At 70.4% G+C, this 13483-nt stretch carries 7 protein-coding genes; all 7 read right to left on the bottom strand.

The window, feature by feature from the left end; translation table 11 throughout:
• Positions 1–58: 58 nt before the first annotated feature.
• Positions 59–1783, bottom strand: coding sequence for a fumarate reductase/succinate dehydrogenase flavoprotein subunit (locus LE197_RS08885; RefSeq protein ID WP_031692964.1), 1725 nt, complete (start codon positions 1781–1783; stop codon positions 59–61).
• Complete coding sequence (locus LE197_RS08880) at positions 1780–2529, bottom strand: GntR family transcriptional regulator (protein WP_003113099.1); 750 nt, start codon at positions 2527–2529, stop codon at positions 1780–1782. Before LE197_RS08880 ends, LE197_RS08885 begins: the two co-directional genes overlap by 4 nt.
• A gap of 176 nt (positions 2530–2705) precedes the next feature.
• Complete coding sequence (locus tag LE197_RS08875; RefSeq protein ID WP_003089363.1) at positions 2706–4157, bottom strand: carbohydrate-binding protein; 1452 nt, start codon at positions 4155–4157, stop codon at positions 2706–2708.
• A 203-nt stretch (positions 4158–4360) separates the two neighbouring features.
• The gene (locus tag LE197_RS08870) at positions 4361–4903 is read right to left on the bottom strand and encodes a YbaK/EbsC family protein (RefSeq protein ID WP_023434966.1); all 543 of its coding nucleotides are present in this window, start codon (positions 4901–4903) and stop codon (positions 4361–4363) included.
• 67 nt (positions 4904–4970) lie between these two features.
• On the bottom strand, positions 4971–11348 hold the full coding sequence (locus LE197_RS08865; protein ID WP_031692962.1) for a non-ribosomal peptide synthetase: 6378 nt from the start codon (positions 11346–11348) through the stop codon (positions 4971–4973).
• Positions 11349–11367: 19 nt separating this feature from the next.
• A complete protein-coding gene (locus tag LE197_RS08860; protein ID WP_003089370.1) occupies positions 11368–12387 on the bottom strand; it encodes a TauD/TfdA family dioxygenase in 1020 nt (339 codons plus the stop codon).
• Positions 12384–13472, bottom strand: a complete 1089-nt coding sequence (locus LE197_RS08855) for a TauD/TfdA family dioxygenase (protein ID WP_031692960.1) — start codon at positions 13470–13472, stop codon at positions 12384–12386. The genes LE197_RS08860 and LE197_RS08855 overlap by 4 nt, the downstream gene beginning before the upstream one ends.
• Positions 13473–13483: the final 11 nt, after the last annotated feature.

Raw genomic sequence — 13483 nt, 5'->3', positions numbered from 1 at the left:
GCCCGCTTTCGTGGCGGCGGGCTCGGTGTCTAGCAGTACTACGCCGGGGCGCGGGGCCCTAGGCGGCGTCGTTCCTCAGCCGCAGGCGCTGGTAGGCCTGCTGTTCGCCCTCGTCGATGGCGAACAGGTAGGGTTCGACCGGTTTCCTGAAGCTGGCCATGCGCCCCTGTTCGTCCTTCTTCAGGTGCGCGTGGCAGAACCAGGCCTCGTCGTCGCGCCGCGGATAGTCCACCCGATGGTGGTACAGGCCCCAGCGGCTCTCGGTGCGGAACAGCGAGGCGCGCGCGGCCATCTCCGCGCAGTCGCGGATCGCGCTGACCTCCAGGGCGCGCATCAGCTCGTGGGGGTTGTCCGCCTTGATCCGCTCCAGGTCCTCGGCGATGGCCTGGATGCGTTGCAGGCCCAATTCCATCTTGCGGGTCACCTTGGGCGGTTGCAGGTAGTCGTTGACCAGCCGGCGCAGCTTGTACTCCACCTGCGCCGCCGGCAGGCCATGCTCGCGCAGCAGCGGCGCCTCGATCCGCGCACGCTCGCGCTCGACCTGGGCGCGGTCGACCGCGCTGAAGGCGCGCCCGGCGACGTATTCGGCGGCGTTGCGCCCGGCGAACCAGCCATAGGTGAAGGCGCCGAGCATGTAGTTGTGCGGCACCGCGGCCATGTCGCCGGCGGCGTAGAGGCCCTTCACGCTGGTCTCGGCCTTCTCGTTGACCCACACGCCGGAGGCCGAGTGGCCGGAGCAGAAGCCGATCTCGGAAATGTGCATCTCGACCATCTGCTGGCGGTAGTCGGTGCCGCGCCCGGCGTGGAACTGCCCGCGACTGGGGCGTTCGTTGCCATGGAGGATGTCCTCGATGGTCTGGATGGTTTCCTCCGCCAGGTGGTCGAGCTTGAGGAACACCGGGCCGTTGCCGCCTTCGAGTTCCTGGTGGAACTCCCACATCATCTGCCCGCTCCAGTAGTCGCATTCGATAAAGCGCTCACCCCTGGCGTTGGCGGTATAGCCACCCAGCGGGCCGGTGACGTAGGCACAGGCCGGGCCGTTGTAGTCCTTGATCAGCGGGTTGATCTGGAAGCATTCCAGGTTGGCCAGCTCGGCGCCGGCATGATAGGCCATGGCGTAGCCGTCGCCGGCGTTGGTCGGGTTCTCGTAGGTACCCATCAGGTAGCCCGAGGACGGCAGGCCCAGGCGGCCCGCCGCGCCGCAGCAAAGGATCACCGCCTTGGCGCGGATCACATGGAAGTCGCCGCTGCGGCAGTCGAAACCGAGTACGCCGTTCACCGCGCCCTCGGCATCGGTGAGCAGGCGAGTGCAGACCAGGCGGTTGGCGATGGGGATCCGCGCACGCTTGAGCTGGCGGTAGAGCACCTTCTTGATGTCGTGCCCTTCCGGCATCGGCAGCACGTAGGCGCCCATGTGGTGGACCTTCTTCACCGCATAGTCGCCGGTCTCGTCCTTTTCGAACCTGACGCCCCAGCGATCCAGTTGCCGCAGGGTCTCGAAGCTGTGGCTGGCATAGGCGTAGACCGCCGCCTGGTTGACGATGCCGTCGTTGGCCACGGTGATTTCCCGGGTGTACTGCTCAGCCGTGGCGTGGCCGGGGACGATGGCGTTGTTCAGCCCGTCCATGCCCATGCTGATGGCGCCGCTGCGCTTGACGTTGGCCTTGTCCACCAGCAGCACGCGCAGTTCGCGGTAGTGTTCCTTGGCCTTGATCGCCGCCATCGGCCCGGCGGTGCCGCCGCCGATCACCACGATGTCGTATTCCTGCTCCAGGGTGTTCATGCCCGCTCTCCCTTCTGCCGATCGATGCGCAGGCGATACTGGAAAGCGTCGCCGCGGTAGTAGAGGTATTCGAAGTCCAGCGGCGCGCCGTCGGCGGCATGGGTCAGGCGCTCGATGCGCATGATCGGCGCGCCCTCCTCGACCGCCAGGGCGCGGGTCAGGTCGGCATCGGCGAGCACCGCGTCGATGGCCAGGTCGGCATGGCCGAGGGGAATGCCGCAATCGTTCTCGAGGATCAGGAAGATGTCGCGGGTCACCAGGTCGGCCTTCTCCAGGCGCTCGCCGAGTGCCTGCGGCAGGTAGGTGACTTCCAGCGAAACCGGCTCGCGGTTGACCAGGCGCACCCGCTTGATCTCGCACACAGGGCTGCCCTCTTCCACCCGCAGGCGCTCGGCCACCCGCGCGCCGGCCGGCACGTAGCGCAGGCCGTGCAGGCGGTTGATGACCTCGTAGCCCATCTGCGTCATGGACTCGCCCAGGCCTTGCAGGGTGCTGACGTTCTGGAACGCCTTCGGTCGGGCGACGAAGGTGCCCTTGCCGTGGATCTTGAAGATCAGCCCTTCCTTCTGCAGGTCGCCGAGCGCCTGGCGCACGGTGATGCGGCTGACGTCGAAGGCCTTGCCCAGCTCGTTCTCCGAAGGCATGCGGCTGAGCGGCGGGTAGACGCCGTCGAGGATGCGCCCGCGCAGCAGCTCCTTGAGCTGGCTGTACAGCGGCACGGGAGAAAGCGGGAGCAGTTTGCCCATGGTCGGATTCGCTCGTCGGAGTGGCTCGGACACTTGTTATAACAAGTTATGCCGTGATGGTAAACGCCATGAACGATCAAGCGGAAATACCGAAAACGCATATGGATAGGCCGCCGCCCCGTGCGTGGTTCTCGCCGGCCAAAGGGCCGGCCCGCGGCGCGGACCGGCCCGCCCCCTCAGCGCAGCGGCCGCCAGAGGGTGAAGGCTACCGGCGGCGTCCAGCCGCTGTTGGAGGTGTGCGCCTGCAGGCAGAGATAGCGCAGCCCCTCGTAGGTCACCCCATCGTCGACCCGGTAGGCCTGGTTCTCCCGCCACTGCGGGAATTGCGGATCCACCGCCCCGCCGCTGGTGCTGACCTCCAGGCCTTCGCTGGGCAGCGACTGGTTGCCCTGGGTATCGGTGGCGGTGACGAAATAGCTGTAGCGGGTGTCCGCCGTCAGGCCGCTGTCGGTGGAACCCAGCGCGGCGCTCTGGCCAACCATGGCGCCGTCGCGATAGAGGCTGTAGTAATCGATCGGACGCTGCCCGCTGGAGGCGTTCCAGGCCAGCACCAGGCTGGTCTCGCCGCGCTCCAGCAGACGCAGGCCCTGCGGCGCCGCCGGGCGCTGGTCGCCGCCCTCGCCGTCATGGATCAGGCTGGCGTAGCGCTTGCGGAACTCCCAGTTGTAGCGTTCGCCGCGCTTGTTCAGGCCATCGTCCCAGTTCACCGACCAGGTCATCAGGCCCTTGATCGCATGACCGGCGGCCTCCAGGCGGCGAAACGCATTGCTCACCGCGGCGGGATCGATCACGTAGCCGGTGGCCGCCGCATCGACGTTGCTCGGCAGGCCGATGGCCAGGCGCTGCGCCGGGATCCGCACGAAGTCGCGGCTGCCGGTGGCCAGGCTCTCGGTGAGGTAGTAGAGGAAGTCTTCTTTCATCGCGTCGTTGTTCTGCGCGATCCAGGCGCCCTTGCCGCCGTTCGCCTCCTGGACCCACAGGCCGTCGCCGCCCTGGTTGTAGTACTGCGGCGCGATGAAGTCGTAGACGCCTTCCAGGGCCTGCAGATAAGGCACGTACTTGCCGTTCTTGTGCAGATAGGGGAACTCCGGGGCCATGCTGACGATGAAGTGCTTGCCCTGCCCGGCGTAGTGCTCGCGCACCAGCTTGAGGGCCGCCGGCAGCACCCGCTGGTTGTCGGCCAGGTCGATGGCGCTCTGCTCGAGGTCGATGTCCAGGCCGTCGAAACCGTAGGTTTCCACCAGGCGGACGATCTCGGCGGCCAGCGCCTGCTCCTGCCCGGCGTGCAGCTCGATGTGCGCGTCGGCGCCCCCCAGCGAGATCAGCACCGCGCGGCCCTGGGCGTTGAGCACGCCGACCTGCCGGCGGAACTCCGCGTCGGACAGGTTGTATGGCTGGAAGGTCGGGATGCCGCGCCCTTTCATGAAGGCCACGGCGACCACGTTGTACTCGCTCGGCACGTCTTCCAGCGCGATGTTGGCGAACGAGCCCTGCTGGTAGCCGTCGGCGGCGCCGGCCGGCCAGTTGTGCCAGAAGCCCATGAGAATCTTCTTGCCGGCGATGCTCGGCATGGCCGCCGCGGCATCTTCGCGGGCCTGGTGCAACTGGGAAAAGTCGATCCTGATCATTTACCGCTCCTCGGATGAAGGTAGGAAACGCATCCGGAGGGGCTGTCCGACGAACCGCCGCCGTGGCCGCCGCGAACGCCTCGAAACACAGGCGCGAACGTCTACCGCAGGGCATTCCGGCGTTTGTCGCGATCAGGGCGGGGGCATGGTTGCAGAGACGGCGGAAGGCTTCACCTACCACAATTGGCAGAGTCGCGGCGGGTTCAACCGGCTTCGCTGAGTTCGGCGACCACCACTCCGGGAAGGTCTTTCAGCAGTGCCGGGGACAGCAGCAGCTTGGTCTCGCGGACCCCGGCGCCCATCACCACCAACGGCCGTTCGAAGACCGCCGCGTCGACCAGCAGCGGCATGCCTTCGGGCAAGCCGAACGCGGTGATGCCGCCGAACTGCATGCCGGTCAGCTCGGTGGCGACCTCGCGGGCGGCGAAGGACAGCCGGCGGGCCCCGAGCAGCGCCTTGACCGCGCCGTTCACGTCGAGCCGCCGCGAGCCCAGGTTGACCACCGCGGCATAGCCTTCGGCGCCGTCGCGCTTGTAGCGCAGGACCAGGGTGTTGGCGCAGTCCTCCAGGCCAAAGCCGTAGCGTTCGCTGAACGCCGCGGTGTCGGAATGCTCGTCGGCGACGCGGAACACCACCAGCTCGGCGGAAGGCAGGCCGCGCGCGACCTGCTCCGGCAGATGGCGGTGGTAGTCGGCCGGGGCGACGGCGTCGAGCCGGTGGCGTTGGGTGTATTCGCGCAGCACCATGGGCAACCTCGAATGAAGACGGACGGCACCGGCCCCTGCCGCCAGGCGGGCGGCAGGGGCCGGCGGTTCAGGTTGCCAGGTTCGCCGGCACGCCGCCAGGCACATCGGCCGCCAGGCGCTGCCGCAGGATCGCGCAGACCTCCTCCGCCGCCGTCACCACCAGGCCGTGGCCGCCGGCCAGGGTCTCCAGCTCGTAGCGGCTGGCGTGCCGCCGCCAGCCGTCGATGGCCGCCCTGGAGACGCCCGGGTCCTGCTCGCCAAGGATCGCGGTGATCGGTATGGCCAACGGCTCGCGCGGCCGGTAGCGATAGTCGGCGGCCAGGCGCGAATCGGCGCGCAGGGTGGCCAGGCTGATCTCGCGCAGCTCCGGGTCGTCGAGCACTTCCAGCGGCAGCACGTCGTACTCGCGCAGGGTTCGCAGCAACTCGGCGTCGCCCATCGCATGGAAGCGCGGGTATTCCAGGTCCGGCCCCGGAGCGCGGCTGCTGATCACGAACAACTGCCTGGCGCGCAGGCCGTGCAGGCTTTCCAGGCGTGCCGCCAGTTCGTAGGCGAGCATGCCGCCGAGGCTGGCGCCGACCAGGGCGAACGGACGGTCGAGCAATGGCAGGAGCGCGTCGTCGATGGCACAGAGCATGGCCTCTACATCGGTGACGAACGGCTCGTCCTGGCGTTCCTGGCGCCCCGGATACTGGATCGCCAGCAGCTCCACGTCCGCCGGCAGGCGCGCGTCCCAACCGCGGAAAGTGCCGGCGTTGCCGCCCGCGGGCGGCAGCGCGATCAGGCGCAGGCGCGGCTGCGCGCTCCCGCTGCGCTGCAACCACAGGGCCCGGGCGCGCTCGGTGGCGGGCGGCAACGGCGGCGCGTCGGCGGCATGGCAGCGGCGCACCACTTCGCGGGCATCCGGATCGCCCTGCAACAGCCCCAGGCTCAGTTGCCTGCCGGTCAGCCGGCGCAATTCGGCGATCGCCTGCACGCCCAGCAGCGAATGCCCGCCGGCGCTGGCGAAGCCCTGGTCGGCCGCCAGCGGCCGGCCGAGCACCCGGGATAACACCTTGAGCACCCGCCGCAGCTCCACGCTGTCCTCGGACTGGGCTGCCGCGGGCGGCTGCACCGGGTCCTCGAGCAGCGCCAGCAACGCCTCGCGGTAGGCGTCGGCCAATGCCTCGGCGCGCTCGGCGGGGAAACGTCCGGCGGCGTACTGGAAGCCCACCTCGAGGCGTTCGCCGGCCACCTCGAAGTCCACCGCCAGCGGCACGTCGACGTCCACCACCACCTGGTCGAGGATGCCGCCGTGCCTTACTCCCGCCACCGGCGCGGCGTCGTCCTGGTGGAAATCGACGAAGTTGAACAGGCTGTCCAGGCGCAACTCGCGGTTGCGCCTGCGAATCGCCGCCAGCGGATGGCGCCGATGCTCCAGGCTCGCGCGCTCGTAGTCGAATGCGCGACGGGCGCTGTCGAGCAGATCGACGGAAGCCGACAGCCGGCACGGCAGGGTATTCAGGAACAGGCCGAGCAGGCGGTCCGCTCCCGGCTCCTCGGGGCGCCCGTGGCTGACGAAGCCGCTGACCACTTCGTCGGCATCGCTGAAGCGGCACAACGCCCGGCCATGCGCCGCCAGCAGCAACGAACGCAAGGGCAGGCCGCTGCGTTCGGCCAGGGCGCGCAAGCGCGGCAGGCTGTCGGCCGGCACGTCCACGCGGACCGCCGCCATCCGCCGGGGCCCCTCCTCCGCCAGGCCGGGCAACGGCCGGTAACGGGCGCCGGCCAGGTAGTCGAGCCAGAACAGCGCCGAGCCGGCGTTGGCCTCGGCCTCGCGCTCCAGCGCCACGTAGTCGCGGAAACCTACCGCCGGCGCTTCCGCTTCCCGCGCGACGACACCGGCGAAGAGGTCGGCGTAGACCGCCAGCAGCTCGTCCACCAGGCTTTGCAGGCTCCAGCCGTCCAGCACGCTATGGTGTTCGGCGACGCCCAGGGCGAAGCGCCGCTCGTCCAGCGCCAGCGCGGCGAGGCGCACCAGCGGTGGGCGGCTCCAGTCGAACGGGGTGGCCTGCTCTTCCTCGATCCAGGCACGCAGGCGCAGGCGCCGGGCTTCCTCATCGAGGCCGCGCAGGTCGTGCACCGGCACTTCGGCGGCGACCGCCGTGGCCGGGTGGACCCATTGCAAGGGCGCCTGGCCGCCGTGCAGGTCGAAGCCGGTACGCAGGATCGCGTGGCGGCCGATCAGGATCGCCCAGGCGCGCGCCAGCAACTCGCTGTCCAGGCGTCCATGCACCTCGTGCAGGACGACGTTGTGCAACAGCCGTGGATCGCCGCTGGCCTCGCTTTGCAGGAGCATGCCCTGTTGCAGGCTGGTCATCGGATAGGCGTCGTCGAGCCCCTCCGGCAGGCGCTTGCGTTCCGCCGCCGACAACAGGGCGAACGGCTCCAGCGCCCGCGGCGCCGAGGTCGCGGCCGCATCCGCCGGACTCGCCGGAGCGGCCAGCAGGCGCGCCAGTTCGCGGATGCTCTGGTGGTTGAACACGTCGCGCAGGGTAAAGGCAAGCCCCGCCTGGCGCGCCATGACCTGCATCTGGATCAGGCGGATGGAGTCGCCGCCCACCTGGAAGAAATTGTCGCTGACGCCGATCGCCGGGCGTTTCAGCACGCTCTTCCAGATCTCCAGGAGGGCCGCCTCGGTGGCATTGGCCGGCGCTTCCAGGGGCTGCGCGGCCGCCTCGGCGGCCAGCGCCGCCAACAGCGCGCGACGGTCGAGCTTGCCTTCGGCGGTCAGCGGCAGGCGTTCGACCCGGGCGATCCGGCTCGGCAGCATGTAGGCCGGCAGGCGCGCCTCGAGGAAGCCGCGCAGGGCCTGCTCGCTCAGTTCGCCGCCGAGGGCCGCGGCGGGGCGCGGCGCGAGCGCGCGCCAGTCGATGCGCTCGGCCAGCGACTCGGCATAGCCCGGGCGCACCGCGTAGCAGTTGTAACGGTCGGTACCCTCCAGCAGCGCGTCCTGACGGATGCTCACCTCGAAGCCATGGCGGCGCAGCAGGTCGCTCAAGGCATCGGCGCGGCCGGCGGTGGCACCGTCGCGCTTGTCATGGACCTCCAGGACGATCTGCCGGACCTTGGCCAGCGCCGCGTCGTCGAGACCGAGCAGCACATCCATTTCCGCGCGCTGCACGTCGATCTTCAGCAGGTCGATACGCTCCAGGCCCAGTTCGCCGATCACCTGGTCGAGGCGGCGCAGGCGGCAGCGGTGGGCTTCGGCGCGCAGACGGTCGTCGAGGATTTCGTCGATGTTGTCCAGCAGCAGGTTGGCCCCGCCCTCCTCGCCCTGGTTGCTCAGGTAGCGTCGGATGACGTCGCGTTCGCCGCTGGCGTCGGCGTACTCGGCGATCCCGGAGAAGGTCGAGTAGCCCGGATAGTAGGTGAAGGTTTCCTCGCGCTCGGCGTCGGACAGGCCGATGCCGAATACCTCGACCTGCGGTGCGTAGCGTCCGAGGTTGGCCTCCAGGCGCCGGCGGATCGGCGCCAGCGGCTCGAAGGCGACCACTCGCGCGCGCGGCGCGCGGCTGGCGATGTACAACGAGAACAGGCCGATGTTGGCACCGACGTCGAGGACCACCGCGTCCGGCGGCAGGACGATGCCGTCGCGGCTGTAGACCTCGTCGACGAAGATTTCCTGGTAGACGTACTCGGTTTCGTTGAGGTTCAGTCCGGCGACCCGGTGCCCGCTGGGCAGGTCGACTTCCAGCCAGGACTCGTCCGCGGTCTCCCCGGCGGCGGTGACGAAGGCGACGATCCGGCGATCCGCGCCCGGCTCGGCCGCATCGGCCTCGTCGGTGAGTACCGCCGCCTCGCCCACTGCCGGGTGTTCCAGCAACGCGCTGCGGATCTCGCCCAGTTCGATGCGGTAGCCGTTGATCTTCACCTGTTCGTCGATCCGCCCGAGGAACTCCAGGCAACCGTCGGCGCGCCAGCGCACCAGGTCGCCGCTGCGGTACAGGCGGCCGCTGCCCGGCCAGCCCTCCTCGAGGAAGCGCCCGGCCGCCTCGCCGGCGTCGCCGGCATAGCCGCGCGCCACCCCGGCGCCGCCGATCCACAGTTCGCCGCTGGCGCCACGGGTCTTGCGACGACCGAGGCCATCGACCACATGCAGGTCGACGTTGGCCAGGGCACGGCCGATGGTCGGCCGCGCATGCTCGGCGACCCGCGCCAGGCTGGCGTTCACCGTGGCTTCGGTAGGACCGTAGAGATTGAACACCTGACAGCGGCGCCAACCGGCGGCGACCTCCCAGGACGCTTCGTCGAAGCGCTCGCCCCCTACCAGGATGCGCCCGGGCAGCGCCGGGTGGGCATCGTCGAGGCCGGCCTGGAGCAGCAGGCGGAACAGCGACGGGGTGCAGTCGAGCACGTCGATGCGCCGTTCTTCGAGGAACCCCAGCATCCGCTGCGGATCGCTGCGCACCTCCTGCGGCACCGGGACCAGGCAATGGCCGGAGAGCAGTTGGAGAATCTGCTTGATCGAGGAATCGAAGGAGAACGGCGCGTTGACCGTCACCCGCAGGCCCTCGCCCACCACGTTCGCGTATACCGTGCGCGCCAGGGCCTGGGACAGGTTGAGCGCGCTGGCGTGCTCGACCACCACGCCCTTGGGCTGGCCGCTGGTGCCCGAGGTGAAGATCATGTAGGCCGCATCGCGCCCGCCCGGCGCCGGCAGGCTCATGCCGCTGCCGGCAAGCGGCAGCGTCGACAGGTCCAGGCAGGCCCCGGCGAAGGCCTCGCGGGCGCGCCCGGCGCACTCGGCATCGGCAAGGGCGAAGACGATCCCGCCCGCTTCGCGCATCCGCTCCACCCGCGCCGCCGGAAACTCCGGATTGACCGGGGTGTACACCGCCGCCGCGCGCATCACCCCGAGCAGGGCGACGATCGCCTCGCGGTTGCGCCCGGTCATCACCGCCACCGCCTGGCCGGGCCGCACGCCGGCAGCCAGCAGCGCTTCGGCGACCGCTTCGCTGCGCGCGCGCAGCGCGGCGAAATCCAGGCTGCCGTGGGCATCCAGCAACGCCGGCGCCTGCGGCTGCAGGGCAGCGCGCAGATCGAACGCGGCCACCAGGGATTCCACCGGCGCGGGCTCCACGCGCTCGCCCTGCCAGGCCTGGTAGCGCTCGCGCTCGGCCGCGCCGATCAACGGCAGCCCAGCCAGTGGCAGTTGCCTGTCGGCGGCGATGCTTTCCAGGCATTCGACCCAGGCGTCGAGCAAGCGCCCGGCCAGCGTTCCGTCATGGTCGCGGCGGACCCGCAGGCTGGCCAGCCTGCCTTCGCCGTGGGGCAGCACCTGCAACTCGAGGAACCCGCCCAGCGGCGGCTGCCGGCAATCCAGCTCGGCCACCCCGGCGCCATCCAGTTCGCCCGCCAGCCAGGCGAAGCCCAACTCGGCGAGCGGCCAGTCGGGGGCAAAGGGATCGCGCAGGGCCGCCGCCTCCTCCTGGGCGAGGATCGCCGCCTGGAGGGCGTCGAGCCGCTCGCCGACGCTGCCCGCGCGGACATTCTCCAGGCACAGCGGCGCGACCCCGGCGAACGGTCCGGCCAGCTCGGCGAACTCGTTGAACAGGCGCCCCGAGACCAGTCGCGCCATTTCCAGCGGCAGTCCCTCGTCGCCCTGGAACTGCCCGGCGACCTGGGTCCAGGCCAGCAAGGCGGCCGCCTCCGGCAAGCCGTTGGCGGCCAGGCGTTCGAGCAGCGCGCGCGGCAGCAGGCGCCGCGCCGTCCACTCGCCTTCGCCGAGGTCGTCCGCCAGCGCCAGCGGATTCTCCGCCGCAGCGGACGCCTGCTCGCGCCAGTAGCCGCTGGCGCTTTCGCCGTCTTCGCCGGCCAGCGCCTCGTTGGCCCATTCGGAGAAATGCTGGAACAGCAGCGCCTCGGCCCCCTCGTCCGCGCTCGCCGGGCCGGCCTGCCCCAGGCCGCGGCGCAGCAGCGCCGCCAGGCTGGCCGCATCGACGACGAACGCCGGCGCCGCTAGCAACAGCCCCTGGAGCGTCTCTCCGGCGGCGTCCAGCAGCAGGCCGAGCGCCAGCACCGGCTGGCCTTCCCCGCCCAGGGGCGCAGCGGCGAGACGCGTGCTTTCGCGCGCGAAGCGCCCGGCCCAGTCGCCGTCTCCCGGCAGGCGCTCGACCAGCAGATCGGCCGCGCGTCCATCCAGTACCTGCACCGGCAGGCTCATGCCCGGCATCGTCCGGTAGGCCACGCGCAGTTGCGCCTCGCCGTCCAGCGCCCGGCGCAGCCGCTCCAGCGTCGCCGCGGGATCGGCCGGGGCGTGCAGGCGCACGCCGACAACGGTATTTTCCGGCCGCTCGGCATGACGGCGCCAGGCGCGGGTCTGCAAGGGGGACAGCGGGAATCCTTCGAGCGCTTCGCTCGCGGCCGGTTGCACAGCGGATTGCAGGTCTTCTGACGCACTCATGGCTATCCCTCGCACGGGTTCAGGGTTGGTGGACATGCAGGTCGGTCATCGCCACCAGCACCTTGCGCTCGCCGGTGTACGGCTCGCGGCCGTGGACGCTGATGAAGTTGTCGAGCATCAGGACATCGCCGCGCTCCCAGGCGAACGCGCGGGTTTCCTCGCGGTAGGCGGCGCGGATGGTGTCCAGCACCTCCGCCTCGATCGGGCTGCCGTCGCCGTAGTAGGCGTTGCGCGGCAGCCCCTGTTCGCCGACCTCGTCGAGCAAGGCCCGGGCCAGGGCCGGCGGCATGTTGGAGACATGGAACATGTGCGCGTGGTTGAACCACAGCGGCTCGCCGCTGAGCGGGTGGCGCACCATCGCCTGGCGCACCTGGCGGGTATTCAGGCGCTGGTCGTCGAGCCAGGTCCATTGGGTACCGGTCTGCCGGCAGTAGGCCTCGACCTCGGCGCGGCTGTCGGTCTGGAAGCCTTCCTGCCAGGTCAGGTCGATCTCCGGCCCGTAGTTGCGCACGTAGCACACCCCATGGCGGAGGAAGCGCTGCCTGATCGCCTCGGGTATCCGGGCGCTGACCCGGCGCTCGTCGGCCAGGGGCGTGCGGCCCTGGGTGGCGGGCGGCGTCTGGCAGTAGAAGTGGATGTAGCTCGGCCAGTTGTGCGAGTAGGACATTTCGTGGTGCGGCGGAATCCAGCCATCCGGCGAGAACTCGGTGGAAGTGAACACCCGGTGCGCCACTTCCTGGCGCGCCGCCGCGCGCTCCAGGTAGTCGAGCATGTTCGGCGAAAAGCCTTGCACGGCCTGGGAGAAGCCCTCCGCGCCGTCCACCGCGAAGCCACGGAACAGGATGCCGCCGTGCCGCAGCAGGCTGTCGCGCAGCCCTGCGCCGGCGGCGGCGATCCATTGCCGCAGGTCCATGCCCGGCTGGCGCGCACGGACGATGCGCAGGTAGCCGTTGGCCGGGTCGAGCAGGCTCTCCTCCACCAGGTCGCCGGCCGAGAGCTGCCGGGGGCGCAGGCGCGGCGCGCTGAACGAGGCGCTCATGCGGCACCTCCGAGCGCCAGGCGCGAAGGTGTCGGCGGGACATCGGCGGAGGCCAGGCCGGAATACGGCGTGGACATGATGGTGAGGATCCGGCGCGGCCCGCGGAACGGCTCGCGGCCGTGCTGGGCGAGCATGTTGTCGAGGATCAGCACGTCGCCCACGCGCCAGTCGAAGCGCCGCGTCTCGCGGTCTATGGCGCTGCGGATGGTCGCCAGGGTCTGCGCCTCGATCGGGCTGCCATCGCCGTAGTAGGTCTGGTACGGCAGGTCTTCCTCGGCGACGCTGCGCAACAGCGCATCGCGCAGGCCCGGCTCGAGACTGCTGGCATGGAAGAACATGCCGTGGTTGAACCACAGGCGCTCGCCGGTATGCGGGTGGCGCTGGAACGCCGCGCGCCTCTGCCAGGTGCGCAGGTGCTCGTCGCCGATCCAGGCATGGGCGATCCGGTGCTCAGCGCAGAACGCCTCGACCTCGGCGCGGCTGTCGGTCTGGAACGCTTCGCGCCAGGACAGGCCGAGGCCGGCGCGGTAGTTGCGCACGTAGAGGATGCCCAGGCGCCCGAAGCGCTCCAGCAATTCGTCCGGCAGGTGGCGGAGCACCAACCGGTTGGCCGCCACCGGGGTGGCGCCGCCTTCGAGCGGCGCGACCTGGCAATGGAACATGATGTACAGCGGCCAGTCGGCGGTATAGGACTGCTCGTTATGCAGGAAGATCGGCTGGTCCAGCGGATGCTCGGTGGAGGTGTAGACCTCGCCGCTGACCTGGCTGCGCGGCGAGGAACGCTCCTTGTAGTCGAGCAGTTGCGGAGCGAAGGCGGCGGCGGCGGCGCGGAAGCGCTCTGCCGAGTCGACCTCGAAGCCTCTCAGCAACAGGCCGCCAGCCAGGTTCAGGTCGTCGTGCAGGGACTGGCCCTGCTCGCGGATCCAGTCGGCCAGGGACAGGCCGGGAGCCTGCGCCTCGATCAGCAGCGGCAGGCCGTCGCGCTCCGCCGCCGGGCGCCGCACCAGCGCCTCGCTGCTGCGCGGGGTGAGATTGCGCGGCCGGGCGAAGCCGCGACCGGTGAGACTGGGAGCTGTTCGTTCCATCGCTGTTCTCC

The organism is Pseudomonas sp. PS1(2021) (genome assembly GCF_020405165.1).
GTDB lineage: Bacteria > Pseudomonadota > Gammaproteobacteria > Pseudomonadales > Pseudomonadaceae > Pseudomonas > Pseudomonas aeruginosa.
This window is presented reverse-complemented; position numbering and strand designations above follow the sequence as displayed.

What these genes read in the sequence shown, in the direction of transcription:
- LE197_RS08885 (WP_031692964.1), bottom strand. Translation starts at nt 1,783, where the DNA reads ATGAACACCCTGGAGCAGGAATACGACATCGTGGTGATCGGCGGCGGC.
- LE197_RS08880 (WP_003113099.1), bottom strand. Translation starts at nt 2,529, where the DNA reads ATGGGCAAACTGCTCCCGCTTTCTCCCGTGCCGCTGTACAGCCAGCTC.
- LE197_RS08875 (WP_003089363.1), bottom strand. Translation starts at nt 4,157, where the DNA reads ATGATCAGGATCGACTTTTCCCAGTTGCACCAGGCCCGCGAAGATGCC.
- LE197_RS08870 (WP_023434966.1), bottom strand. Translation starts at nt 4,903, where the DNA reads ATGGTGCTGCGCGAATACACCCAACGCCACCGGCTCGACGCCGTCGCC.
- LE197_RS08865 (WP_031692962.1), bottom strand. Translation starts at nt 11,348, where the DNA reads ATGAGTGCGTCAGAAGACCTGCAATCCGCTGTGCAACCGGCCGCGAGC.
- LE197_RS08860 (WP_003089370.1), bottom strand. Translation starts at nt 12,387, where the DNA reads ATGAGCGCCTCGTTCAGCGCGCCGCGCCTGCGCCCCCGGCAGCTCTCG.
- LE197_RS08855 (WP_031692960.1), bottom strand. Translation starts at nt 13,472, where the DNA reads ATGGAACGAACAGCTCCCAGTCTCACCGGTCGCGGCTTCGCCCGGCCG.